28 protein-coding genes and 1 tRNA gene are annotated in these 24,273 nt (G+C 64.8%); 20 read left to right on the forward strand and 9 right to left on the reverse strand.

The genetic code is table 11. From position 1 onward, the window contains the following. Positions 1-4 precede the first annotated feature (4 nt). The gene (locus ACWD0F_RS29305) at positions 5-1,318 is read right to left on the reverse strand and encodes an FG-GAP repeat domain-containing protein (RefSeq protein ID WP_449880874.1); all 1,314 of its coding nucleotides are present in this window, start codon (positions 1,316-1,318) and stop codon (positions 5-7) included. Positions 1,319-1,488: 170 nt separating this feature from the next. Here ACWD0F_RS29305 and ACWD0F_RS29310 point away from each other — a divergent pair, with 170 nt between their 5' ends. Both ACWD0F_RS29310 and ACWD0F_RS29315 read left to right on the forward strand, forming a co-directional pair. Further along, positions 1,489-1,677 (forward strand): hypothetical protein, encoded by a 189-nt coding sequence (locus ACWD0F_RS29310; protein ID WP_449880876.1) that lies wholly within the window; start codon positions 1,489-1,491, stop codon positions 1,675-1,677. Between the two features lie 282 nt (positions 1,678-1,959). After that, positions 1,960-2,085, forward strand: a complete 126-nt coding sequence (locus tag ACWD0F_RS29315) for a DUF3885 domain-containing protein (protein WP_449881157.1) — start codon at positions 1,960-1,962, stop codon at positions 2,083-2,085. A gap of 129 nt (positions 2,086-2,214) precedes the next feature. Here ACWD0F_RS29315 and ACWD0F_RS29320 read toward each other — a convergent pair whose 3' ends face one another. Next, entirely contained in the window at positions 2,215-2,610 is a 396-nt protein-coding gene (locus tag ACWD0F_RS29320; RefSeq protein ID WP_449881159.1) for a RidA family protein, read from the reverse strand. Between the two features lie 141 nt (positions 2,611-2,751). Here ACWD0F_RS29320 and ACWD0F_RS29325 point away from each other — a divergent pair, with 141 nt between their 5' ends. Next, positions 2,752-3,726, forward strand: a complete 975-nt coding sequence (locus ACWD0F_RS29325) for a helix-turn-helix transcriptional regulator (protein ID WP_449880877.1) — start codon at positions 2,752-2,754, stop codon at positions 3,724-3,726. A 115-nt stretch (positions 3,727-3,841) separates the two neighbouring features. On the opposite strand, the gene ACWD0F_RS29330 is transcribed toward ACWD0F_RS29325, so the two are convergent. Further along, the gene (locus ACWD0F_RS29330; RefSeq protein WP_449880879.1) at positions 3,842-4,510 is read right to left on the reverse strand and encodes a hypothetical protein; all 669 of its coding nucleotides are present in this window, start codon (positions 4,508-4,510) and stop codon (positions 3,842-3,844) included. 472 nt (positions 4,511-4,982) lie between these two features. Between ACWD0F_RS29330 and ACWD0F_RS29335 the strand changes: the two genes are divergently transcribed. Next, the gene (locus ACWD0F_RS29335; protein ID WP_449880881.1) at positions 4,983-5,333 is read left to right on the forward strand and encodes a hypothetical protein; all 351 of its coding nucleotides are present in this window, start codon (positions 4,983-4,985) and stop codon (positions 5,331-5,333) included. 77 nt (positions 5,334-5,410) lie between these two features. Beyond that, positions 5,411-5,722 carry a hypothetical protein gene (locus ACWD0F_RS29340; protein WP_449880883.1) on the forward strand — a complete coding sequence of 104 codons (312 nt, stop codon included), beginning with the start codon at positions 5,411-5,413 and terminating at the stop codon, positions 5,720-5,722. A gap of 377 nt (positions 5,723-6,099) precedes the next feature. On the opposite strand, the gene ACWD0F_RS29345 is transcribed toward ACWD0F_RS29340, so the two are convergent. Continuing rightward, a complete protein-coding gene (locus ACWD0F_RS29345) occupies positions 6,100-6,549 on the reverse strand; it encodes a hypothetical protein (RefSeq protein ID WP_449880884.1) in 450 nt (149 codons plus the stop codon). A 1,825-nt stretch (positions 6,550-8,374) separates the two neighbouring features. Here ACWD0F_RS29345 and ACWD0F_RS29350 point away from each other — a divergent pair. Then, the gene (locus ACWD0F_RS29350) at positions 8,375-8,716 is read left to right on the forward strand and encodes a Pepco domain-containing protein (protein ID WP_449880886.1); all 342 of its coding nucleotides are present in this window, start codon (positions 8,375-8,377) and stop codon (positions 8,714-8,716) included. Next, the gene (locus ACWD0F_RS29355; protein ID WP_449880887.1) at positions 8,713-13,272 is read left to right on the forward strand and encodes a wHTH domain-containing protein; all 4,560 of its coding nucleotides are present in this window, start codon (positions 8,713-8,715) and stop codon (positions 13,270-13,272) included. The genes ACWD0F_RS29350 and ACWD0F_RS29355 overlap by 4 nt, the downstream gene beginning before the upstream one ends. A gap of 466 nt (positions 13,273-13,738) precedes the next feature. Here the strand turns inward: ACWD0F_RS29355 and ACWD0F_RS29360 are convergent, their stop codons facing one another. Then, positions 13,739-14,467, reverse strand: coding sequence for an XRE family transcriptional regulator (locus ACWD0F_RS29360; RefSeq protein ID WP_449880889.1), 729 nt, complete (start codon positions 14,465-14,467; stop codon positions 13,739-13,741). Between the two features lie 145 nt (positions 14,468-14,612). On the opposite strand from ACWD0F_RS29360, the gene ACWD0F_RS29365 reads away from it, so the two are divergent. The 3 genes from ACWD0F_RS29365 (at position 14,613) to ACWD0F_RS29375 (ending at position 16,058) form a co-directional block, all read left to right on the forward strand. Next, the gene (locus ACWD0F_RS29365) at positions 14,613-14,957 is read left to right on the forward strand and encodes a hypothetical protein (protein WP_449880890.1); all 345 of its coding nucleotides are present in this window, start codon (positions 14,613-14,615) and stop codon (positions 14,955-14,957) included. A gap of 14 nt (positions 14,958-14,971) precedes the next feature. After that, positions 14,972-15,424 (forward strand): GntR family transcriptional regulator, encoded by a 453-nt coding sequence (locus tag ACWD0F_RS29370; RefSeq protein WP_449880892.1) that lies wholly within the window; start codon positions 14,972-14,974, stop codon positions 15,422-15,424. A gap of 67 nt (positions 15,425-15,491) precedes the next feature. After that, positions 15,492-16,058 (forward strand): HD domain-containing protein, encoded by a 567-nt coding sequence (locus ACWD0F_RS29375; RefSeq protein WP_449880894.1) that lies wholly within the window; start codon positions 15,492-15,494, stop codon positions 16,056-16,058. Here the strand turns inward: ACWD0F_RS29375 and ACWD0F_RS29380 are convergent. Beyond that, complete coding sequence (locus ACWD0F_RS29380; RefSeq protein WP_449880896.1) at positions 16,026-16,502, reverse strand: NUDIX hydrolase; 477 nt, start codon at positions 16,500-16,502, stop codon at positions 16,026-16,028. The genes ACWD0F_RS29375 and ACWD0F_RS29380 overlap by 33 nt on opposite strands. A 3-nt stretch (positions 16,503-16,505) precedes the next feature. After that, on the reverse strand, positions 16,506-17,246 hold the full coding sequence (locus ACWD0F_RS29385) for a helix-turn-helix domain-containing protein (protein WP_449880898.1): 741 nt from the start codon (positions 17,244-17,246) through the stop codon (positions 16,506-16,508). A 151-nt stretch (positions 17,247-17,397) separates the two neighbouring features. Between ACWD0F_RS29385 and ACWD0F_RS29390 the strand changes: the two genes are divergently transcribed. Together ACWD0F_RS29390 and ACWD0F_RS29395 are read left to right on the forward strand one after the other, a co-directional pair. Continuing rightward, positions 17,398-17,604 (forward strand): hypothetical protein, encoded by a 207-nt coding sequence (locus ACWD0F_RS29390; protein WP_449880900.1) that lies wholly within the window; start codon positions 17,398-17,400, stop codon positions 17,602-17,604. Next, entirely contained in the window at positions 17,601-17,786 is a 186-nt protein-coding gene (locus ACWD0F_RS29395) for a hypothetical protein (protein WP_449880902.1), read from the forward strand. The genes ACWD0F_RS29390 and ACWD0F_RS29395 overlap by 4 nt, the downstream gene beginning before the upstream one ends. On the opposite strand, the gene ACWD0F_RS29400 is transcribed toward ACWD0F_RS29395, so the two are convergent. Next, a complete protein-coding gene (locus ACWD0F_RS29400) occupies positions 17,746-18,123 on the reverse strand; it encodes a GntR family transcriptional regulator (protein ID WP_449880904.1) in 378 nt (125 codons plus the stop codon). The two genes, ACWD0F_RS29395 and ACWD0F_RS29400, sit on opposite strands and share 41 nt — an antisense overlap. A gap of 99 nt (positions 18,124-18,222) precedes the next feature. Between ACWD0F_RS29400 and ACWD0F_RS29405 the strand changes: the two genes are divergently transcribed. The 8 genes from ACWD0F_RS29405 to ACWD0F_RS29440 all read left to right on the forward strand — a co-directional run bounded on the left by ACWD0F_RS29405 (position 18,223) and on the right by ACWD0F_RS29440 (position 24,072). Beyond that, on the forward strand, positions 18,223-18,552 hold the full coding sequence (locus ACWD0F_RS29405) for an SCO3933 family regulatory protein (protein ID WP_449880905.1): 330 nt from the start codon (positions 18,223-18,225) through the stop codon (positions 18,550-18,552). Beyond that, on the forward strand, positions 18,545-19,879 hold the full coding sequence (locus ACWD0F_RS29410; RefSeq protein ID WP_449880906.1) for an FtsK/SpoIIIE domain-containing protein: 1,335 nt from the start codon (positions 18,545-18,547) through the stop codon (positions 19,877-19,879). Before ACWD0F_RS29405 ends, ACWD0F_RS29410 begins: the two co-directional genes overlap by 8 nt. A 20-nt stretch (positions 19,880-19,899) precedes the next feature. Then, positions 19,900-20,547 carry a DUF2637 domain-containing protein gene (locus ACWD0F_RS29415; RefSeq protein ID WP_449880908.1) on the forward strand — a complete coding sequence of 216 codons (648 nt, stop codon included), beginning with the start codon at positions 19,900-19,902 and terminating at the stop codon, positions 20,545-20,547. Positions 20,548-20,566: 19 nt separating this feature from the next. Further along, the gene (locus tag ACWD0F_RS29420) at positions 20,567-20,899 is read left to right on the forward strand and encodes a hypothetical protein (RefSeq protein WP_449880910.1); all 333 of its coding nucleotides are present in this window, start codon (positions 20,567-20,569) and stop codon (positions 20,897-20,899) included. A gap of 10 nt (positions 20,900-20,909) precedes the next feature. Then, positions 20,910-21,071, forward strand: a complete 162-nt coding sequence (locus ACWD0F_RS29425; protein WP_449880912.1) for a hypothetical protein — start codon at positions 20,910-20,912, stop codon at positions 21,069-21,071. A gap of 252 nt (positions 21,072-21,323) precedes the next feature. Continuing rightward, on the forward strand, positions 21,324-22,676 hold the full coding sequence (locus tag ACWD0F_RS29430) for a replication initiator (protein ID WP_449881161.1): 1,353 nt from the start codon (positions 21,324-21,326) through the stop codon (positions 22,674-22,676). Continuing rightward, the gene (locus tag ACWD0F_RS29435) at positions 22,673-22,858 is read left to right on the forward strand and encodes a helix-turn-helix domain-containing protein (RefSeq protein ID WP_358098556.1); all 186 of its coding nucleotides are present in this window, start codon (positions 22,673-22,675) and stop codon (positions 22,856-22,858) included. Before ACWD0F_RS29430 ends, ACWD0F_RS29435 begins: the two co-directional genes overlap by 4 nt. Next, positions 22,855-24,072 carry a tyrosine-type recombinase/integrase gene (locus ACWD0F_RS29440; protein WP_449880915.1) on the forward strand — a complete coding sequence of 406 codons (1,218 nt, stop codon included), beginning with the start codon at positions 22,855-22,857 and terminating at the stop codon, positions 24,070-24,072. The genes ACWD0F_RS29435 and ACWD0F_RS29440 overlap by 4 nt, the downstream gene beginning before the upstream one ends. Before the next feature lie 103 nt (positions 24,073-24,175). On the opposite strand, the gene ACWD0F_RS29445 is transcribed toward ACWD0F_RS29440, so the two are convergent. Then, a tRNA-Arg gene (locus tag ACWD0F_RS29445) sits at positions 24,176-24,248 on the reverse strand. Positions 24,249-24,273: the final 25 nt, after the last annotated feature.

A 24,273-nucleotide genomic window follows, 5' to 3' on the forward strand; every position in this document is an offset into this window, starting at 1 on the left:
CAGCTCAGAGAGACATGAGTCTGAAGCCGGCCTGGTCGATATAACGCGCGGCCCAGAAACTGCCGTCTCCCTTTCCTGGGTACCAGTGCATCCCACCGGTGCCGTCGTAGATGGCGAGGAGGTCGGTCTTGCCGTCGCCGTTCAGGTCGCCGAGCTCCATGTGGCGGAAGCCGGCCTGGTCGATGTAACGCGCGGCCCAGAAACTGCCGTCTCCCTTTCCTGGGTACCAGTACATTCCACCGGTGCCGTCGTAGATGGCGAGGAGGTCGGTCTTGCCGTCGCCGTTCAGGTCGCCGAGCGACATGTTCTTGAACCCGGCCTGGCTCAGGTAACGGGCCGACCAGAACGAGCCGTCTCCCCTGCCCGGGTACCAGTACAGGCCGCGGCTGCCTTCATAGACGGCCAGCATGTCCAGGATCTTGTCACCGTTGAGGTCGGCCAGCTCCATGTGCTCGAAACCGGCCTGGCTCAGGTAGCGAGCGGACCAGAAGGTTCCGTCGCCCTTGCCGGGATACCAGTAGAGCCCGCTGGTGCCCTGGTAGACGGCCAGCAGGTCAACCTTGCCGTCGCCGTTCAGGTCGCCGGTGGCCATCAGCTTGAATCCGGCCTGATCGAGGGACCGCGCCGACCAGAAACCGCCGTCGCCCTTGCCGGGGTACCAGTACATGGCGTTGCCGCCGTCATAGATCGCGAGCAGGTCCACCTTGCCGTCGCCGTTCAGGTCACCGCGCTTGGACGGTGGCGGGAGCGGTGGAGGCGGCGGGGCCGAGGTGTTCGTAGGGGTGGGCGACGGGACGGGGACGGAAGTTGGCGGCTGCGTCGGATTCGGATGCGTCTTCTCCTTGTCCTCGTCGGACATGTCCATCCACCAGCCGGAGCACTTGCTGTCGTGGTCCTTGGGCCGCATGCACGCACGCACCGCGTAGAACCAGGAGCGGACATGGTCGGTTTCGCCGCTGCTCGTGTTGAACGGGCCGCACTGCTTCCAGCCGCCACCGGTGTCCCTGACCTCGGCGTCGGAAGGATAGTTGATCACGCTTCGGGCGTACTTGCTGGAAAAGAGCGGCAGCGTGTTGATGCTGCGGTCTATCCAGACCAGATCGCCGTCCTGACGACCCGAGGTGATCTCGGCATGACTGTATACATCGTGATAGCCCTCGTTCTGCACCGAGACGCGCCGTCCCGCAAGTTCGACCGCAACGCCGGTGTCCTTATGCCATTGCGGGAAACCGGCGTCTTTGGCGTCACAGTCCGCAGGCGAGGCGTTGGCGGACGGCCCCACCATGCTCGTCAGGCCGGCCGCCAGGACCACGACCATGCAGGCACGGAGCCGCCACGTTCTCGCGATTCGCATAAGCCTCCCTCATTCAGTGATGGAATTTCCCACATCCTCACGAGCGGCGCAGAACACGTCCAGATCATTCGACCAGGCCCGAAAGAACCAGGTCAGAGTCCCGACACGGGGGAAGAAGGGGCCACGCGACGGGCTTGCCCGTACGGACGGCGTGGGAGCCCATCAAGAGCGCGATCCCCGCGACAGCGGACGTACGTCACTCGGGCCGCGCGATCGCCTCCACGGCCGGAAGCCGCAGTGCGAGCCGGGCCGGCAGCATCACGGCGGGCCAGGCGATCCCCGCGGCCGCGATCACGATGCCGGCGCCGCAGCTCGACGCATGAACCGCGCGGCTGCTGTCAGCAGTGACGTCAGCAAGATCATATGACGCTCGCCCGGACCTACCCTGGGCGCATGCCTACGCGCGAACTTCCGAACCCTCATTTACCCGAGCTGTCGGCATTGTGGTGGTCGCGGTGGCCACACTGCCCACCGCTCAGCTATGAGCTGAGCTTTGATCCGGACCACTGGGTACGCTTTCACAGCCTGCCGAACTCTGCTGCGTGCCGTCGCCGATGACGAATGCAGCGGCGTGATCATCACAGACACCGACTTGCGACGCACGTATAGCCCCTACGACGGCTAGCCCCTACGACGGCGGCGCCGATGTCATCCTGGCCGGCCTTCAAGAACGCGACGCCCTGAAGGCCGCTCACACCGACTGGCTCTCGAAACACCCGCACGGCAGCTGATGCCGACCTCTCGCCGGGGTGGAGCCTTCTTCTCAAGAGAGCCATTCTCAACATCGAGAGCACCAAATCACCCACCTGCCTCCCACGCGTGCCGCCTCCAGCAGCCCTGCCGGAGGCAGCGAGGGCACATCACGCGACGGCGGTCCCCTCAAGCTCGACCATCAGGTCGGGGATCGCCAGCCGTGTCACCCCGAGCATCGTGGTAGGCGGTGCCACCCCGGCGGCGCCCAACCGCGACGCCAGCACGCCGTAGTGCTCGAAGAGCCGATCGACGTCGGTGGTGTAGACCTTGAGCCGGACGAGGTTCGCCAGGGACATGCCGGCCTCGCCGAGCACGGCCTCCAGGTTGTCGAGGCTCAGCGCCACCTGCGCCGCCATGTCACCGGCATGCTGGGGCTTGCCGTCGCCGCTCATCGCGGTCTGCCCGGCGCAGTACAGGGTCCGGTTGTGCCCGGAGACGACCTCACCCTGGTTGTACCCCATCCCCACCGACCACGCCCACGGGTTGACCGCCGTTCGCTCCATTGCCACAACAGCTCCATTCGATTGGTCGACATCACGTACGTTCATCGACTCGGCTCAGTAGCCACCGTCACTTGCGTGATGTTGCTCAGCCTCCCAACAAATCACGACATCCTGTGTCGTGTATCTCGATAGGGTTTTCGTATGCGCGCCGACCGGTTGGTCTCGCTGGTGCTGCTGCTGCGCCAGCACGGCCGGCTGTCCGCCACCGCGCTGGCCCGCGAGCTGGAGGTATCCACCCGCACCGTGCTGCGCGACGTCGAGGCGCTGTCCGCAGCCGGCGTCCCGGTCTACGCCGAACGCGGCCGGCACGGCGGTTTCGCGTTGTTGCCCGGTTTCCGGACCGAGCTCACCGGACTGAACCACGACGAGGCCCTCGCCCTGCTGGTCGCCGGATCGCGGCGCGGCGCGCAGGCATTCGGCCTCGGCTCGGCGCTCGCTTCGGCGATGCTCAAGGTGGTCGACGCGCTACCCGAGAGCTATCGGGACACCGCGGCCGGCGCCGCCGAGCGATTGCTCATCGACCCGGAGACCGACCTCCTCTCGCGCCGGCTGGTCGCTGACGAGGTGCCTGACGCCGTAGCGGCCGAGGTCCTGCGCGCGGTCTTCGCCGGACACAAGTTGCGCATCCACTACGCGGCTGTGGACCAGCCCCCGAAATGGCGCACGGTGGACCCGATCGGCCTGGTCACCGTACGCGACCGGGGCTACTTGCTGGCCACGAGGTCTGGCGCGGACCGCACCTACCGGCTGTCCCGGATCTTGGCCGCCACGGAACTCGCCGAACCCGCACAGCGACTGGACCGGGTCGATCTGGACCGGGCCTGGCAGGAACGCAGCACGCAGTTTCGGACCGGCGGCGACCAGGTCACCGTGCTGGTGCGGGTGCACCCGGCGCGGCGGGAGGACCTGGTGGGCACCGCGCTGGCCGTCCTCGCCGAAGCAGCCGACTCAGACGGCCGGCTGCGGCTGGAGGTGACCTTCCAAGATCCGAGACACGCCGAATGGGCGCTGTGGCAGCTCAGCACGAACGCGGAAGCCCTGGCCCCGCAGTGGTTACGCGACTCGCTGCGCAACCGCGCCACCGCGATCGCCACCCGCTACGGAGTGTCATCCTGAGATCGCGTGAGGCGGTGTTGCAGTACGCGCTGCTGCACAGCACTCTGCCAACGCGCCTCGGAGCTGCTGCCACCCAGCTCGCGCTGGAGAAGAGTCGCGCTGGCCTTCCAGCTTCTCAACCGGCGACGGACGGGTACCGGGCTGCCGCAAGGTCGTCGGCGAGGTCCTCCACGGAAAGGCCAGCGTTCAGCGCGGTGACCACCGCCTGCGTCAGCGGACGGAGGGCGTAGACATGTCGCACCGCATCGAGATCCATGGGTGTCTCGTAGTAGTCCTCCGCGAATCGCTGGAACGCTTCCGGAGACGGATCGACGAGCCGTGCGAACAGATACGTCGCCCCATCGGGATCGCTCACGTCGCCCGGGTAGTCGATCTCACCCACCCGCCAGCAGTCATCACCGGCCTCACGCCACAGGCAAGCGGTCACGACCGGCATGCCGTCCTCGTCACAGAACGCCGGCTCCTGCACACACTGGCGGAACAACTCAGGGATGGAGTCGAGCACCCCCGGCCACGGCCCGTCGTTGCCGTAGGGGCTCATCACCGCCTCGTGGCCGAAGCCCCGGATGTACGCACCCGTCGCGGAGAAGACAATGTTGTATTCGTCTCCCGACCCGTTGCGCATCGAGGCCATCTCCTCCCCAGGGGCCCAGCCCGCGTCGTAGGAGTGGTAGCGGCTGGACCATTCCGGGCTCAGTATGGCCTCCAGCATTGCCATGGACCGGCACAGATCACGGAGCTTCGGGATGTCGGGCAGCAGACGGGCCACATCGCGAGCAGTCATGGGCCCCATCTAATCGGATGCCGGCGACATCTCCCTGCCTCCTTCCGGACGGCAACACCTTCCCCCAGCCTTCTGGGGAGCCCGACGATCAGGAGGCTGAGCGGGGCTTACGACTGTGGCTGACCAGATGGATGGCTGGTAGCACTTGGAGGAGCTCTGCATCACCGACCCTGGCAAAGCCGCTCAACGATAGCCCACGGCATCGGTGCCGACGCGGACGATCCGAAGGTCGTCTTGCCGTCGGGTGGGACAGCGGACGCGGCCGACCCCGGAACGCCGACCAAAGCCAGGGCAGCGCTCTTGAAGAGGCACATTTCGAGGATGCTCCTTATATCGGGAAACGCGAAGGCGGCCCCACATCCAGCAGGACCGCCCCAGAGGACGCCGGCACTTTCCGTCGACGCACCAGTTGCGGATCAGTTAGCGACACCATCTGGTGCCGCCTTCTCCGCTTGCGGCAGAATCCGCCGCTGTGACCGTAGAAAAGACCTATGAGCAGCAGTTGAAGGCGGTGATCCGCGACGCCAAAAGGAGGAACCTGCTAACACTGACCTTCATGATCATCCGGCAGGTGGTGTCTTCCGCCGTCGCGTGCGCCGCCATCGGTTTCTTCTGGGGCTTGGACCTCGACGCCTACCCTGACTTGCTTCTCGCGGGCGTACCGGTAGGCACCGCCGTACTACTGATCCTCGCGACGTACGCCAGCGACAACCGCAACGCCGCAGCTTTCCTCTCAGCGGGGCTGACCTGGCAGACATCCAGACGCACGACCCTCCACCCACCGGTCAAGCCTGAACCCGAGGTGGCTGGAGAGGCGAGCTGACCGTCGGCCGGCCTCATCGACGAGGCCTGGCAGCGCCGAAGGAAGGAATCGCCCTGTTCCTGTGTCCGCCTGAGCTTGTGGCCATTCTCCGTAAGCACTTGAAGGAGAACGGCACCGGCCCTGGATGGCGCGTGTTCCACGGCTCCTGCGGTGGCGTCCTGGCCACGTGCACGATCAAACGAAGCTGGGACAAGGCGCGAAAGGATGCCCTGACCCCTGACGAGTACGCATCATCCCTGGCCAAACGCCCGTTGTACGACCTGTGGCACGCCTGCCTCTCCTCGTGGCTCAACGCCGGCGTTTCGCCGAAGCAGGTCGCCGAGTGGGCAGGCAACAGCGTGGAGGTCCTGCATCGGGCCTACGAGAAGTGCCTCGTGGGCCATGACTAGATCGCTATGCGCCGTGTCGCCGAGGTCCGGCGGCCTTTCCCCGACAAGGCATTAAGGAGGATCACCCGGAGAGCCCGTGCTCCGCACGCAGACCAGGTGAAACGCTGGTAGCCGCAAACGAGATGTACGAGCGTCAAGTAAGTGGCCGGAACCGGTGAATTCGGGATAAATCATCGAAACCCAGCGATCTACTTCTCGTGTTCATACGATTGCTCTCGGTAGTGCAAGGGCATAGTCGTACGGGATATGCGGTCAGCGTCGCGAAGAGATAACGAACGTCCCTGCTCACCCACAATTTGGGCACAAAAATACGTTAAGGTCACGTGAAGCCCCGCGACCTGGGGCGGATTCAATCCGCCCCAGGTCGCCCAGGCTGTTCAGCAGGTGTCCTGGCCGACATCCCGCTGGACTTTGATGGAGTGAGGTGCTTCGTCGTGCAAGGGCATCACGGTTGCCTTCCACGGTCGGTCACCCGTGATGCCCATTGCATCTCTGATGTGATCGACCACCTCGGTCGGCAGAACGAACAGTTCGATGCTGTAGATCGAGTTGCCCGCGTGCGGGTCTGTGGCGTCCAGCGACAAAAGGATCGCGCGCGAGGTGCCCAGCGGCACGCGGTAGAAGTCAATTTGCCGGTCACGCGGCGACGTGCTGTTGACCGCCAGCACCCACGTGGTGCCCTCGGGGGGTCTCACGGGGATCTTGATCGGGTAACATGGCGGCGCCTTCTGCGACTCCTCTACGGCTACGAGTGGCTGAGCATCTGGTTGGTTGAACCTGTCGATGAGCTGTACCACGATCAGGACTGTTCCCAGGATGGTGCCCACACCGCCTACGGCGGCCACAATGCGCACCCAGCGCCGGGTCAGTGCCTTCCGCAAGTGTCCCCGCAAAGGGTTGGCGGGTCCCGGCTGCGCGGGTCTCGGCTCGGGCTCTGGCTCCGCCGGAGAGCCAGCGGGCGGGTCGGTGCCGACGTCGTTGTCAGCAGGGGTTGTCATGGTTGCGTGTACCTCTCTTTATTTGTCCGGGGGAAAAGGCGTCTTGTGCCCCCTCGCGCACGCTTCGCAATGGGGAAAGACGTTGTGGTCGGAACCTAGAGTTCCGGGCAGCCCTCGCGGACCAGGTCTCCGCGACTCTCGGGGGGCCACCCCGCCGCTGTAGTATTTCAATGCACGTGCAACTGACCGGACCGAGCGTCAATTGCGTGAAACGTCACCTTTCCCTCAGTGCACGAATGCGACGCACCCTCATGATTTGGTTACGCCGCAGTAATCTAGAGTCCACCCTGTGGATATCAGCGAAGCTTACTGCTTGATCACGGCAGATGTCCGATGTGCCACGATCGGTCAGGACGCGGCGTGGCGGGGCGTCCGCGGGCACCTAGAAGGCGCCCGACATGCACAAGGGCGCACGCAAAACGTCGTGCTCAGCGCGTTCGCGACTAGCAGGCATGGTGAGCCTCACCTATGTACGGATGGCGCGGCTGATGGCTCTTCCAGGGCAATGCTCCGCGAGCATGCCGTGGGGCAGAACCGACAAGAGGATGCAAATCCTACCCTCAGTAGGGCGCTGGGCAAGTAGGCCACGGGGGATAAATCGTACTCAAACGTGCATGAAATAACTACTGAGTCACAAGAAACATCTGCCGGACATGCCCAGCGTTGGCGGACAGCTTGACTTCGCCCATCTAACGATGCGGGTCTTTAAGCAGGCGAAACGCTTCCGGCGGATGGCATCTGCTGAGGCGTGCGCCACGTCAGGGCGCTCTGTGAGTCCCGCACGCGCTCATGCGCCCGTCTATCGTCTCGACAGGATCCTGACGGTCGCCTTCGATGCGCCCGATGGCCTAGCTAGTAGGGTCACGACGACGATCGCCATGCTCCGGATCGCTAAGGTCTCATCCCCTTCCCCGCGCGGGAAGACATTGGGAAGAACCAGTCGAAGACGCACGCTCAAAGCGGGACACGGTGGGACACCTAGACATGATCGAAGACGCAGAAAAGCCCTGGTCGTCGCTGAGACGACCAGGGCTTTCATGATGCGCGGCCGACAGGAGTCGAACCCGTAACCTTCTGATCCGTAGCCAGTTCAAGCCTGTCCACGGTCGTCGCTGGCTTCCTTAACATGCTGATCACGCGCACTAGTCAGGCAGACCCACCCCCACACATGTCCATGATCGTACAGACCTGCTGTTAGCACTTGCGTTAGCGAGATCGACCAGCTGAGAACGCTTCTGCCAGCATGTCCTTCACCTCAGCTGGCCACCTAGTGCCAAGACCCGACGAAGGGAGGGGCTTGGCGGCGATCGCCCCAGCCACGCAACCGCGGGTACCGAAGTCCGCGATCGTAACGGTGTCCGCCAACCGACACCCGGGTTGGGAGAACGAACATAAGCCCTTTCATACGCGCGTCCTGAGCTGACCAAACTACATGCATCCGGGGTACAGCTTGGGGCCACCTTTAGGTGGCCAACCCCGAAGGTCGACAGCGCCAGCCGAGGCCAGCTTGAAGGATCGATAGATCAGGATCATACATAATGGTAGATTCGGTCGCGAATTTTGGGGCGATGTAGCCGTTATCGGTCCAACTCTCGGACTCTGCATGTTCCGGCTTGTACGATCAGCCTTCCATCTGGGTAATGGGAGCAGGAACATGTTCGAGGCCGCCGCAGAGATATCCACTGATAGCCTTCCTTTCCTGGTAAGTGACGAAGAAGGTGACAGTAGGAATGAAAGGGAGATGGGGATATTTAACCGGGGTGAAGGAACACTCTCGGTACGACTGATTCCTGTGGCGGTCTTGCAGGAGAACCTGCGGCGCACCATCGGCAATCTGCGAGAGCTGTTCGACGAGGTCGCATCAGCTGGGGGCAGTCTTCCCCTGAAGGAGGCGCAGATCACCTTCGAGGTTACGGCGAGTGGTGGAATCACTCTGATCGGCGCCAGCGCACAGACGGCCGGTAAGGGCGCCATCACGTTGACGTTCGGCCGATGATCACGGGTGATGACAACTCCCGAAGGGTGGGGCAGTTTCGCGCCCTGCTGATCGGCGTTCCCTTCTACGCTGACGAGGCAATTAAGAATCTTCCCTTCATCGAGACCGACATGGCTGCGTTAGAAACGGTGCTACGCGATGTCGGATACGATGTACAGGTTCACGATATCCACCAGACTGACCGAGACAGCATTGACACCGCAGTTGAACTCTTCATCGCTGACGCCTTGCCAGGCCAGACCCTGCTGATATATCTCAGTGGGCATGGTGTACACTATTCGGGCAAGGATTATCTAGTTCCTTCAGGTGCTTTAACACGCTCGCGGAACTTTCCCGCCCGCTGTGTGCCGATCGCCTTCGGCCCTTATGTCGAGCCCAGCCGCGCGGGCGATGTTCTCGTTTTCGTCGACGCCTGCCGCGAGGGCATTGATCTCCGCGAGATGGGGGCCGTAAACGCCGCGAGTTGGTCTGAGCGCCAGGTCGAGCGAACCGGTTCACGGCGATTCGCCTACGTCTACGCCTGCTCTTCCGGGGAACGCGCACGTTATGTCACAGCCGGGGCGGCAACGTTCAGCCTGTTCTCCCGTGCACTGGCCGAGATCATAGGTAACGAGGACGGCCCTCGAACGCTGGCACAGATCAAGCCAGCCCTCCAGGATGCTCTCGACAGTCTCGTCTCAGATTCTCAGGTGCCAAGACAACTCATCAGGGTCCTAACCGAGACAGACAGCGATGCCTTCGTCGTTCTTCCCCGGAAGGGGCAGCGCGACGAGGACACTAGCCGACGAGACGATTGGGTGCCCCAGGCGCGTGATCATGTCGCCTGGAAGCAGGTGAGCGACGGCCCCGGCGTCGAAGCCTTGCATGAAGCTACCGTCGCTCTAGTCGAGCAGTTGGCAGCGAGTTGGGAACGTGATGTCAGGACGCTGAAGGGTGATCCGTGGCGAGATCAGAAGCTCGCCGTTCGCATGAACTCCAAGATTCGCTGGCTGCTGCAGACGGTACTAAACCCCGAGAAACTGAAACTCTCGCCGGCAGAGGCGGCGCTGCTGGTTTCCTTCCCGTTCCTATACGAGTCGTTTTGGGCGCGGCATGCAGCGCGGCGATGCCATGTAATGCCAGCCGACTTGGATAGTGATGGTTCCGACGAAAGCGACCGGTTCCGGCAGTTCGCGGCTAGCTACGGTCGGTTGCTTCGTCGAGCCAAGCGCGCGGCCAAAGCTGGCGATATTTCCGTCCGCTCCGCAATTGGATGGTGGGTATTTCACCGTTGGCTAGCACGCCAGCCTGATTGCTACCAGCCCGACCACATCTCCAACCTGCTCGTCTCACCAGATGTGACGGCGACTGGGGATGTCGACGTGCTCGTCAGAGAGGTGTTTGCTCCGAATCGGATGCTGGAGATGTTGCGCGTCCTCCGGATGGACGCCGCGTTCCTCACCCGCTCAGATCGAGAGTCCGCGCTGAACTCGGTCCGGCAGGTCGCTGGCGGGACGGAGAATGAGCAGGGTATACGCGAGCAGCTACTTGGCTACCTGCTCACCGCCGCCTATCTTTTTACAATTGATCCTACTGGGCTGCCGGAGACAGTGGTCGATCACCTCGGGATCAGCTACGCGGTCACCATTCCTGACGTGCACACGACGATTAGAGAAACGAAATGGGTCGCCCAAGGCCGGACCAGGATTTTGGAGGCTCGCTGCACCCATCCTGCCGTTGACCTCGCCCTACATGAGCATGCTGAGCACATCGACGCGCTGCTCACTGAAATTGATACCGCCGCCTGGGACAGCGGACCCCTAGCTCCCTTAACCGACATGCCCACGCATGCAACCGCGGACCGAGTACAGCCTGTAAATCTGGCCGACGGGAGTCGAGCCTACGATTCGTCGGGATTTCGATTTAGACTCGCGGATGATCGCATCCAAGAACTTCTGATGGGCGCCCAGCTATACGGTGACCCGGCGCTAGCGACCCGCGAATTGTATCAGAATGCGCTCGATGCCTGCCGATACCGACAGGCGAGAGGAGAGTATCTGCGGGCCAAGGGCACACGGCTCACCCCTTGGAGCGGCGAGATCTTCTTTACGCAGGGAATTGACGAGCACGGCAGACCATACCTGGACTGCACCGACAATGGTATCGGCATGGGGCTACGGGAACTCGTGAACGTATTCTCCTACGCCGGGGTCCGTTTCACCGATCTCCCCGAGTTTATTGAGGAGCAGGCACAGTGGAAGGAATCAGGCATAACGCTTTACCCGAATAGCCGATTCGGCATAGGCGTCCTCAGCTACTTCATGCTGGCCGACGATATTACGGTGACCACCTGTCGATTCGATCGGAAGGGCCGACCGCTAAACGTCCTTGAAGCGCATATCGCAGGGCCCGGCGCCTTATTCCGAGTCCGTGATCTAGGTCCAGGAGAGCACTCGTTCACCACGATCCGCCTTCATCTGCGCGATACTAATAAACAGTCCTCATACATCGACCTGCTGCGTCGTATGCTATGGATTTCCGAGTACCAGGTAACCGCCACGGATGAGCGCGGAAGGCAGATATGGCGAGCTAACGAGCTGTCCGATATTGCTCCCATCGGGTCCCCCAACCCTCTCGCTATAGATGCCCAACGTGAGGTGAAGCAAGTCGACGCGACTTCGACCCCCGAGGTCTGGTGGTGCGACTCCTCTGGCGGCATTCTGGCCGACGGACTCTGGGCAGGGGAGCCTCTTTTTGGTGCGGTCGTCAACCTCACTGGACCCTGCATGCCGCGACTCACCGTCGATCGCATGCAGATGCTCGCCTATGACAGAGGGGAGGTGGATCACCTTCTTCGCCAAGCAACCGCGACGCTAATTCGGGAGGAAACCAGCGTACTGAATGCTAACTGGTTATTTGCTATGGTCGGCCACGACCCCGTTCTAGCTGATGCCATCTTTGAAGAAGCTGCGGCTGCGCACCGGCAGCCATGGATTACAGGTGGACTGGAGGCCGACATCGCTATCGTCGGTTGTTTTCCAGATAAAAACTTGATGTACAGCCAAGAGGCTTCCGGCCGTCTCTCCTATCGCCAGAACTACCACAGGGAGGAGGAATGGCCCGAATGCATCTCTACCTGGCGGGCACAAGCCTGGAGTCGGGCCGGACTTATCCACGGCATTTCGGTTGCTTCTCTCTCTGAGATCCCCTTGGCCCGCCCCTCCGACCACCTTCTCATCGACAACGAGGACAAGTGGCTGCGTGACGGAGAAATAGTGCCGTCTACCCATTTGATCGTCGCCGCTGTGAGGACGAGGAGAAGCCCGGCGGATGTGGCTGCTCGCCTGGAAGCGCTCGGCTTCTCCACAACTGACCCCGCCAACCTACCCGACAAGGTCGATCACAACGATGTCACCATCGTCAGCAGAGACCTGGACGGCAGACCGCCATGGCTGACCACGGATCAGCCAGTGCCACCTGGGCATCTGATCGCCGCCGCTAGCAGGGCGGGGAAAAGCCCGACGGATGTGGCCGCCCTCCTGAAGGCGCTCGGCTTCTCCACAACTGACCCCGCCAACCTACCCGACAAGGTCGATCACAACGATCTCACCATCGTCAGCAGAAACCTGGACGGCAGCCCGCCGTGGCTGACCGCTGATCGGCCGGTGCCACCTGGGCATCTGATCGCCGCCGCTAGCAGGGCGGGGAAAAGCCCGGCGGATGTGGCTGCTCGCCTGAAGGCGCTCGGCTTCTCCACAACTGACCCCGCCAACCTACCCGCCGGCGCCGATCGTGACGACTTCACCATCGTCAGCATGGACCTGGACGGCAGCCCGCCGTGGCTGACCGCTGATCGGCCGGTGCCACCTGGGCATCTGATCGCCGCCGCTAGCAGGGCGGGGAAAAGCCCGACGGATGTGGCTGCTCGCCTGAAGGCGCTCGGCTTCTCCACAACTGACCCCGCCAACCTACCCGCCGGCGCCGATCGTGACGACCTCACCATCGTCAGCAAAAACCTGGACGGCAGACCGCCACGGCTGACCACGGATCAGCCAGTGCCACCTGGGCATCTGATCGCCGCCGCTAGCAGGGCGGGGAAAAGCCCGACGGATGTGGCTGCTCGCCTGAAGGCGCTCGGCTTCTCCACAACTGACCCCGCCAACCTACCCGACAAGGTCGATCACAACGATCTCACCATCGTCAGCAGAAACCTGGACGGCAGACCGCCATGGCTGACCTCTAGTCGGCCGGTGCCACCTGGGCATCTGATCGCCGCCGCTATACACGCGGGGAAAAGCCCGACGGATGTGGCTGCTCGCCTGAAGGCGCTCGGCTTCTCCACAACTGACCCCGCCAACCTACCCGCCGGCGCCGATCGTGATGACCTCACCATCGTCAGCATGGACCTGGACGGCAGCCCGCCGTGGCTGACCGCTGATCGGCCGGTGCCGCCTTGGCATCTGATCGCCGCCTCTATACAAACGAGCCGAAGCCCAGCGGATATAGCGATGCGATTGGTCAAACTTGGGTTCAACCTGGGCCCGTTAGTCAGAATTACGGAGAGGCCGAAGAGCTGAAGTCCTGCTTGTTCATACGGTCCTTGATGGCGTGCTCTGGCTTCATCCTGATCACGTCGTACGACGTCAACTCCCTGCGGAGCGGCAGCGAACCGGGGACGGAGGCGCAAGCCTGGCCTCGCGTATACCTGAAGCTAGTCGCCTCAAGCGGTACATCGCACGCGCGATCCCGACAGGGGAGCATCCTACGGGCCTCAACTTCCACCGGGTGATCACCTCGGGGGTTGGAGATCCCCGAATAGTCCTTGCAATGATGCTGGCGCGGTTTCTTCGCTCGTCTGCGGGTGTCTCGTCTCGGTAGTTGTGAGCGCGTGGGCGGCGCTGGCCGCGACCGGCCGGAGAGCCGCAGCGCGGCCAGCGACCACCCGACGCGCGGCAGGTCGCCGCAGGCGGGCTGCCTTGATGACGTACAGATATTTAGCTTTCTGAGCTCAGCCGCCAAGAGTGATCTTGCTTGGGCGGCGGATCAGCCTGTGTAGGGCTTGGCGCCTGCCCAGATGCTTTCGAGGCTGTTGAGGTAGGTTGCCGCGGCTGCTGCTGGCTCGCTGGCTCGGAGGTGAATGACAGGGGCCTGGGCTGCGGGGGCGCCGTAGGCGTGGGTGTTGATCAGTACGTCGTCATCTGCGCGGTAGATGGAGTTGTAGAGCACAGTTTGGTGGGTGCGTATCTCAACGTTGTCGACGCTGGCGAGGTGGCCGTACAGGCCAAGGGCGTTCCTGGTGCGGGCGGCCATGATCTCTGCCCCTACACCTTCGTCGATGCCGCGTGCGGCCACTTGGGACGCGTCGGGGTCTCCGAGGAGGATCCGTGTCCTGACGCCTGCGCGGGCTTGGCTGGCGATCAGGTGGAGGATGCCGGTGTCTTCGGCGAGGAAGAGGCCGCTGTAGGTGAGGATGTCGATCTCTCGTGTCGCTGATTGGAAGAGCGAGCGCCAGGTGGCCTGTGGGACGGCCCAGCGGTGTGGATAGACCGCGTGGACCTCGTCGGGGATCGTGCGGCGTTGCTCGCTGAGGTGGGGCCAGAGGTCGGCTTCGTCGAGGTGGAGGAGGTCGGCGACGGCCCAGCGGTGGCGTGGGTGTGGAGTGCGGCCTTTGAGCCAGCGGGCGACGGTCTTGGGGTCGACGGCGAGGTGTGTGGCCACGTCGACAGGTTGGAGGCGGGCGTTGTTCAGGGCTTGGCGCAGGTTGTCGTTCATGGGGCGCACCTCCCGTGGGGCCGGGCGTTCTGCCTGGGAAGTTAACACGAGACGTCCCTAGACGTCCCCGAGTTGCGGTGTAAAGGTTCCAGGCTGCGGGCGAACCTCGACGTACAGACCGTGACGACGAAGGGACAGCCCGGTCATGAGCAGTATCAAGGAGCGCCAGCGGGCGTGCGAGGAGACGTTGCTGGCGGCGCTACGCAATGAGCTGGTGGAGAAAGGCGTGTCCGCGACGTTCCTGATCGAGGACGACGGGCATCCGGGCGTTGAGGCGCTCGACGTCGCGGGCCGGACCCGGCGAATCTACGTCCACCTCCACTTTCGCTGGTTCTACTGGGGTGACCAGCCGGACGAGCGGATCTCTTGCCTGCGGCTGCCCGCTGCGGTCGAGCGGATCCAGCAGGTCACCAAGGACGGCTGGCGGCACGGGGAGCAGGGGGAACTCAGCTTCAACTTGGGCAAGCTCGCCGAGGCGTACTGGTTCTGAAACGTCCATCGACAGTGACCAGGTGGCTGACTGGTTGGCGGGTCTACACGCAGATCGTCGACCGGCTTCGAGAACGGATCGAGGTAGGCATGTATCCGGTGGGTTCGATGCTGCCGTCGGAGGCGGCGTTGTGCGCTGAGTTCGGTGTCGCGCGTAACACGGTACGGCGGGCGATGGCGGTACTGGAGGCCGATGGGCTGATCCAGACGATCCCCGCCAAAGGTCGGCTGGTTCTCGGCGGCGACAAGAGCAGAGACGAGCCGTACCTGTATCAGGCGATCGCTCGGGAACTGCGCGAGCAGATCGAGCGTGGCGAGCTGGCGCCGGGCAGTGCCGTGCCGAGTGAGTCGGTGTTGCGGCGGGCTCATGAGGTGTCGCGGAGTACGGTCCGGCAGGCGTTGGCCGTGCTGGAGCAGGAGGGTCTGATCGTGGCCGAGCATGGCCGCGGTCGGTTCGTGCGCAGGTGAGACGTCCTAGGACGTCCTGCCGCGTGCGGTGGATCGGTCAGGGTGAGGTGTGCCTATCGTGGACCGTGTGGGACAAGCTGAATGGGCTCATGACCTCGCCAAAGAGCTGCTGGAGACGACGCTTCCGCGGCGCTGGGCGCACACCCAAGGGGTAGCCGCCAGCGCTGTGTCGCTCGCCCCCATTCTTGGCGACGAGGCCGACACCCTGACTGCCGCCGCCTACCTGCACGACATCGGGTACGCCCCCAACCTGGTCGACACTGGCTTCCACCCGCTCGACGGGGCACGCTACCTGCGCGACGTCCACCAGGCCGACGACACGCTCTGCCGCCTGGTGGCGCACCACTCCTGCGCGGTCAACGAGGCCCTCGAACGTTCCCTGTTCACCGAGCTCACCACGGAGTTCGACGAGGAACGCCCGGAACTGGTCCAGGCCCTCACCTACTGCGACATGACCACCGGCCCCGACGGGAGCCACCTCACCGCCGCAGACCGGCTGGCGGAGATCCACTCCCGCTACGGCCCGGAACACCTGGTCAGTCGCTCGATCACCGCTTCGACGCCATGCATCCTGTCGGCGGTGCGTGCGGTGGAGGCGGCGCTAGCCGATGTACGGCAGAGCGGTGCCGGCTAGATAGTGCTCAATCCGCATCCGCATAGAGCGGTCCATCTGCAAGGACCCGACCTGCTCGCGAGGTACCCAGCGGACCTCGCGGGACTCGTCGCTCGGCGTCGGCTCGCCGCTGATCGCCTGGCCCGTCAGGACGATAGAGAACTCCTGGCGGGCTTCGCCGTTGGAGGTGTAGAGGATCACGTGCCGGGGGTCGCTGTAGGTGCCGGCCAGGCCAGTGATCTCGCAGACGATCCCCGTCTCTTCGAGGGTCTCGCGTACGGCGGCTTGGGGGATGGACTCGCCCAGGTCGATGGCGCCGCCGGGGACGGCCCAGTTGTCGTTGTCAGTGCGGCGGATCATCAGCACCTCGCTGTCGGTGTTGGTGACGATGACGTTCACGGACGGCACCAGGCTGTTGGGGGCCGGGGCGTTCGGGTCGTCGTAGTAGTCGATCCGCTTGGCCATGGCTCAGGACCCTATCGGCCGGGCTCCGTCCCAGACTCGTTCGAAGCTGGTGGCGTAGGTGGCGACCATGTCCCCGCCGACGACTTTGCGGAGGTGGAAGACGGGGGCGTTGCCTGCGGGGACGCCGTACACGTGGGTGTTGACGAGGTACTGGTCGTCGGCGCGGTAGATCGAGTTGTAGAGCACAGTCGCATGCAGGCGGAACTCGACGTTGGTCCGCTCCCGCAGTGATCGGTACAGGACGAGCACGTTGCGGATCTTGAAGGCCATGCCGTCGTCGATGCCCTCGTCCTTGCCCCGCTGAGCCACCTCGGCGCAGTCAGGGTCGCCGAGCAAGATGCGTACGCGTACGCCCGCATCGGCCTTCTCGCCGAACATGCGCAGCAGCCCGGCGTCATCAGCGAGAAAAAGCCCGCTGTAGACCAGCACGCCGATCTCTTCCGACGCTGAGGCGAACAGTCGTCCCCACACGTCCCGGGGGACGGCCCAGCGGTGGGGGTAGACGGTGACGATCTCGCTCTCGGACGCTGAGGCGACCTGGTCGCGGGTCAGCGCCTCGGGCCAGAGGTAGGTTTCCTCGGTATCGAGGTACGAAGCCACCGCAAAGCGATGCTTTCGGTATGGCGCGCGGGACTTGGTTACCCACCGTTCGACGGTTTTGGGGTCGACCGCTATGGCCTCCGCCAGTTCGGCGATGCTCACGCCGCGCTGCAACAGAGCCGCTCGCAACCTCTCGTTCGCCATGTCACCTGCTCAGGAGGACGTCCGGGGACCTGCACATCGTAGGACGGACGTCTTGAACATGTCCCGTCGTGTAGTGATCTCGTCCTGACTCTCCGTCGCATTCTCGGTGTCACAAGGCAACACCGGAGCGACCGAAAGGAGAGGTGATCACATGACCGAGCAGATCTACCCCGAGCCCGCCTGTGAGTGCAGCGCCGGCCTGGACGAGGGCCAGACCCGGTGCCGTAAGTGCCGGGCCCGGGACCGCTGGATCAAGAAGCAGGCGGCCAAGCGCCGGAAGAGTGTGCGGCGTGGCGAGACCCGTCGTCCCCCGCGCGGCCCGCGCCACACGGCCATGGCGGGGGTGACCTGGACGTGATCGCGCTCATCATCGCCGGTCTGCTCGGCGTCACCTTGCTGGTGGGCTACATAACGGTCCTGGTCGGCATCCGCCGCGAAGACAAGGCACTGAACCTGCGACGCCGCCCGGACGGGGCCTCGGCCGTGCTGGCCCGCAGGGTTACCGGCTGCTACGTCCGGAACGGGGTGTCGTGGACGTAGCCAACTGCTCCTCGACCCGCGCCAGCCGTACCGACAGCTCTTGTACGACGGACCGCAACTCGGCCACCTCGCCGGCCACGTCACCGGCGGGGGAAGCCTCACCGGAATCGCTGACGAACACGCCCTTGCCCTGCTGGCCGATCACCAGGCCCTCGTTGCGCAGGATGCCGACGGCCATCTTCACCACCGACAACGACGCGTCATAGCGCTCGGCGAGCTGAGCGGTGGACGGCAGCGGAGTTCCGGGCGCCAGAGAGCTGCCGCGGATCTGCGCACGGAGATCATCGGCGATCTGCAGGTAGCCGGGTCGCCCGGTGTTCTTAACCATCACGTCCATCACACCACGAAACACCAACCAAGCCAACCGAGAGGACGTTGACAACTGAGCCAACTAGGTTAACTATGTTGGCTAGGACGAATAAGGAGGTCACAGCCCATGCGTACTGTCCCGATCCCTGTGGACACGAACAAGCTCGCCATCACCTGCGTGAAGGCCCCGCGCCCTCGGGTGCTCAACCGCGACACCGGCGAGATCAAGACCGACAAGAACGGCAACACCGTCTACGAGGTCACCGTCTCGGTTGAGGATGAATTCGGCCGGATCGAACTCGTCAAGATCGGCATCACCGGAGAACCGCCCATCACCGTCGGCGACACGGTCAATCCGGTCGGGCTGCTCGGCTACGTCTGGGAGATTGCCGGCAAGTGGGGCATCGCCTACCGCGCCTCGGCGCTGCTCCCCGTCCGGGAGGCCGCCGATGCGTGACGCGCTGGAGGTGCTCGCAGTCCTGGCCGCCACGGCGGCCGGGCTGTGGGCCTGGCGCCGCTGGCACCCCGCCTCGTTCTGGCTGCTGATCGGCTTCCCGCTCGCAGCCCTGTCCGTCCGCGCGTCCTGGCGGCGCGTCGCCCTCGGCTGCGGGCTGACCAAGAAGCGGCAACGCTGGTGGTTCACCACCGTGCCCGGCGCGATCGCCTCCACCGGCCTCGTCAAAGTCCGCCGCCGCTTCCAGCGGGTCGCCGTCGACACCAAACCGTTCATGTGGCTGCCGCTGCCGACCCGATACGGCTGGCGCGTCACCCTGCACACCCTGGAAGGCCAGACGCCCGGCGACTACGCCGAGGCGGCCGAACGGCTGGCCCACTCCTGGGGCGTGCACGCGATCCGAGCATCCTCACCCCGGCCCGGCCACGTGGTACTCATGGCCACCATCCGCGATCCACTGGTCAAGGTCGACCAGCTCCCAGCCGCTGGGGAACTGCTCAAGGTCACCGTGGGACGGCTGGAGACCGGACGCCCCTGGGTGATCGACTTCCGGACCGTGCCGCACTGGCTCAACGCAGGTGCGACCCAGTCCGGCAAGTCCAACCTCGCTAACGCGCTCATCGTCGGCCTGGCCCCACAACCCGTCGCCCTGGTCGGCTTCGACCTCAAGGGCGGCGTGGAGTTCACCCCCTACAGCCCACGCCTGTCAGCCCTGGCCACCTCACGCACCGCGTCCGTCGCACTGCTGGAAAACCTCGTCGCGCTGATGATCGACCGCATGGGCCTGTGCCGCCAGGCCGGTGCCCGCAACATCTGGCAACTCCCGCCAGGCATCCGCCCGGTGCCCGTTGTGGTCCTGGTCGACGAACTCGCCGAGCTGTACCTGATGGCCGACAAGTCCGAGAAAGACGAGATCGCCAAGACCTCCACGGCCCTCCTCCGGGTCGCCCAACTCGGCCGGGCGTTCGGCATCTACCTGTTCTGCTGCGGCCAGCGCATCGGCTCCGACCTCGGACCCGGCGTCACCGCCCTACGGGCCCAGTGCTCCGGCCGTATCTGCCACCGCGTCAACGACCCCGAGACCGCCACCATGACCCTCGGCGACCTCGACCCCGCCGCGCTCGCATCCGCTCGCGCCATCGCCGCCGAGACGCCCGGCGTCGCCATCGTCGCCTCACAAGACGGCCAGTGGTACCGCGCCCGCTCCTTCCACGTCAGCGAACAAGCCGCCGAACACGCCGCCCGCACCCACGCTCACCTCGCCCCGTCCTGGGAGGAGATCACGGCTCACCTGCCGGAGTACGACCCGTCCCAACTGCTCGACGTCTGAACCACGAAGGGAAGGGAACGATGCGACGCTTCGTCTGCTGGCTGCTCGACACCGGCCCGGTTCTCATCTTGGCCGCTATCGCGGGTGCCGGATCGTTCACCCACATCCGCGACACCGCCACCCAGCACGGCCAATCAGGCTGGATGTCCTGGGCCATCGCCGTCTGCATCGACCTGACCTGCGTCATGGCCGCCCGCGAACGCCAACGCGACAAGAAGACCGGCAAAGGCCGGCACGGACGTGTCACCTGGCCCGTCCTCGTCCTGACCGGCGGCATCGTCCTGTCCTTGGCAGCCAACCTCGCCCAAGCTGCCCCAACCGTCTGGGGCTGGATCACCGCTGCCACTCCGGCCGCAGCGTTCCTCATCGCCGTCTCGATGCTCGAACGCCGCGCCACCCGTCCCCAACCGTCCATCGCCCTGGCCTCGCCTGTCCTGGCCTCGTCCCCGATTCCCGAACTCGTCCCGCACGACCGCACAGACGAGGACGACACCCAGGACGGGCAGGACAGCGACCTCGCGCCCGCGCTCGTCGACTACGCCCGCCGTGTCGCTGACGAACACCACACCAAACACGGCAAGCCCATCAGCCGCGACGCCCTACGCGCCCACCTGGGCGTCTCCCACCAACTTGCCTCAGACCTCCTGCGCGTCCTGCGCACCGCCTGAACAGAAAGGAGACCCACCGATGACCCGCGACCACCGATCCGCACTCATCAACGGCCTACTCGACCTGGCCGCCTTCCTGGAGACCCACCCCGACCTGCCCGCCTCCTCCAGCGTCACCCTGCACCACTTCCCCAAACAGGACAACGACACCGACCTCCGCGCCGAGATCGACCAGATCGCCACCCGCGTCGGCTCGCCCATCGACTTCGAGGACTCCCCGTACGGCCACTACGCCACCTCCGTCTTCTTCGGACCGGTGGAGTACCGCGCCGTAGCCATCCTCGCCGCCGCCCGAGAACGCCACGACGCCGAAGCGAGCTACCGCGGCTGCATCCAGCCCGACAACACCTAGGAGATAGGTCGTGCGTATCCGCCTCGACGGAACCCGCGCCGAAATCGTCGACGCCCTGTTCCGCCTGCGCCTGCACTTCACCGTGATCGGCGCCTCGCGCGTCTACCCCGACCGAGGCAAACCGCACCACTGGCGCATCTGCCTCACCACCACACCCCGCGACAGGAAGTGACCACGTGCACGAAGTGATCCACCACCGCTGCTGCACCTGCAACGGCACCGGACTCGACAACGACCACAACCGCTGCAACGACTGCGACGGCACCGGCATCGACAACCACGGCGCATAACGCGCAGCGCCCCCGGCCTGGCCGCACATCCGCCAAGACGACTGCCAGGTCAGGGGCCATCCCTCCACCCGAACGAGCGAAAGGAGGACTCCATCTTGCCCACAACCCACGCCACCGCGCACGCCAAAGCGGGCATGATCGCCCGACTCAACCACCCCGACTACGACCGCTGGGCCACCCAAGTCCGCGCCACCGGCGGCTGCCGCCAACCGATCCACCTGCGTGGCAAGGTCGACCACTACGACCAGGCCACCGGACAGCTGCTGCACCGCTACACCACCCGCCACGAACCTGACGGCATCCTGCGCCTGCCCTGCAAGACCCGCCGCGCCTCCCGCTGCCCGGCCTGCGCCGAGACCTACCGCGCCGACACCTACCAACTCATCCGCGCCGGACTGATCGGCGGCAAAGGCGTCCCCGAGACCGTCACCAACCACCCCACCCTGTTCGTCACCCTGACCGCGCCCTCCTTCGGCACCGTCCACGCCCGCCGCGAGCACAACGGCAAGGTCCAGCCCTGCCACGCCCGCCGCAACGCACCCACCTGCCCGCACGGCCGCACCACGTGCTGCACCGCCCGGCACAGCAAGGACGATCCGCGCCTTGGCGAGCCGCTGTGCCCGGACTGCTACGACTACACCGGCTCCGTCCTGTTCAACGCCCTGGCCCCGCTGCTGTGGAAGCGCTTCGCCGACGCCGTACGCCGCCACCTTGCCAAATACGGCGGCCTCCCGCTCAAAGAGCTCCGCCAACACCTCACGCTCTCCTTCGCCAAGGTCGCCGAATACCAACGCCGCGGCGTCGTCCACTTCCACGCCGTCATCCGCCTCGACAGCTCCGACGGACCCGCCTTCCCGCCTCCCGCTTGGGCCACCGCCGACGCCCTGACCCAGGCCATCCAGCATGCGGCCAAGGCCGTCACCGCCACCGCACCCGCTCATGAAGATCAACCCGAACGCGCCCTGCGCTGGGGCAGCCAACTCGATATCCGCCCCATCACCCTCGACGGCGACCTCACCGAACAAGCCGTCGCCGGCTACATCGCCAAGTACGCCACCAAAGCCGCCGAATGCGTCGGGACCCTTGACCGCCGCATCAACCCACTCGACAACCTCGACGCCTTCAACCTCCGCGACCACGCTCGCCGTCTCATCGCCACCTGCATGCACCTCGGCGCCGTGCCAGACCTGGCCGGACTACGGCTCGCCGACTGGGCCCACATGCTCGGCTTCCGCGGCCACTTCTCCACCCGCTCCCGCCGCTACTCCACCACCCTTGGCGAACTGAGATCAGCCAGAGAGCTCTTCGTTCACACCGAAGAGGTCACCCACGGACGGCTGCCGCTCTTCGATGAGGACACCGTCCTCGTGATCAGCGAATGGGAGTACGCAGGTAAGGGCTACTCGGCGGGAGATCAACTCCTCGCCGCAGCTCTCACCAGAACGCCGTTGGCGACGCCGCAGCAAGCGGAACCGAACCGCCTATGACTCGGCTCCTTCTCACCGTGCCAGAAGCCGCCGAGGCCCTGGCCATCTCCCGCAGCAAGCTCTACCAACTGCTCGCCGTCGGCGCAGTCGACTCCATCCGCATCGACGGATCCCGCCGTATCCCCGTTGCGGCTCTCACGGACTACATCACTCACCTGACCAGGAAGGAGGCCGCCGTATGACCAAGACCCTCGTCGGCGCACCAGACGAGCAGCCTCGCAAGAAGAAGGCCCCTAAACTGCGCGACGGCGTCATGAATCGCGGCACCACCTGGTCCTACGTGATCAGAGTCCGAGACGCCGAGACGGGGGAGAGCAAGCCTCGATGGGTAGGCGGCTTTGCCACCGAGGATGACGCCAAGGCCGCACGTGACGAAGCACGGGTTAAGGCCCGACGCGGTGAGTACGTTGACCGCAGCACGATCACTGTCCGTGAGTACCTCGATGAGTGGATCGAGGCCCATGCCGTCGAGATCAAGCCCAAGACGCTCGTCGACTACCGGCACATCATCGACCGGTACATCAAGCCCAACATCGGCACCCTCCGCCTACAGGCTGTTCGGGCCTCCACGATCACCAAGCTGTACCGGGATCTGCGGGCCGGCGGCGGCAAGAATGGACGGCCGCTCTCCTCGCGCACGGTCGACTACGTCCACGCCGTGCTCCGGAAGGCCTTCCGCGACGCGGTGAACGTCGACGAGATCCTTTCATCCAGCCCGGTTGAGAAGGCCAAGCGTCCTCGCCGGGAGATCAGCGAGCCCGGCACAGTCTGGACGACGGACCAGCTCAAGACGTTCCTCCTCGCTGCTCGCGAGCACCGCCTCTGGCCCTTCTTCCACGTCGCGGCCTACACCGGTGCCCGGCGGGGCGAGCTGCTACACCTTCGCTGGTCTGACGTCGATCTCGATGGCAAGCAGATCACCATCCGTGGCTCGGCCTCGTTCATCGACGGGAAGCGGGTCGAGGGCACCACCAAGAGCGGCCGTAAGCGCGTCGTGAGCCTCGACGAACGGACAGTCCAGGTCTTCCGTGGACAGCGCTCACAGCAGGCCGCAGACAAGCTCCAGCTCGGCCCTGACTGGCGCGGTACGGGCGACCACGTGTTCACGACCGGGTGGGGCGAGCCCGTTCACCCAGACACGCTCAGCTCGCTCCTCCCGATCCTGATCAAGCGGTACAACCAGGCGAACCCTCGCACGCCGCTGCCGCACGCTCGGCTCCACGACCTTCGCCACATTCATGCCACGACTCTGCTCCTGGCGGGTGTCCCGGTTCACGTCGTAGCGGCCCGTCTCGGTCATGCCGACCCCTCGATCACGCTCCGGGTCTACGCCCACGTGATCCGCGCCGCCGAAGCATCAGCCGCCGATGCCTTCGCGGAGGCGATCGGTGAGTGAGGAGGACCCGTGTTAGCAGGGGTGTTAGCAAGATCCCGAGATTGTCCTGACAAACACAAAGGCCCGCTCCAGGATGTCCCTGGTGGCGGGCCTTTCGAGTGAGCGCGGCCGACAGGAGTCGAACCCGTAACCTTCTGATCCGTAGTCAGATGCTCTATCCATTGAGCTACGGCCGCTTGCTGCGTAAGCAATCATAGCGGG

This window comes from Nonomuraea sp. NPDC002799, from assembly GCF_053592075.1.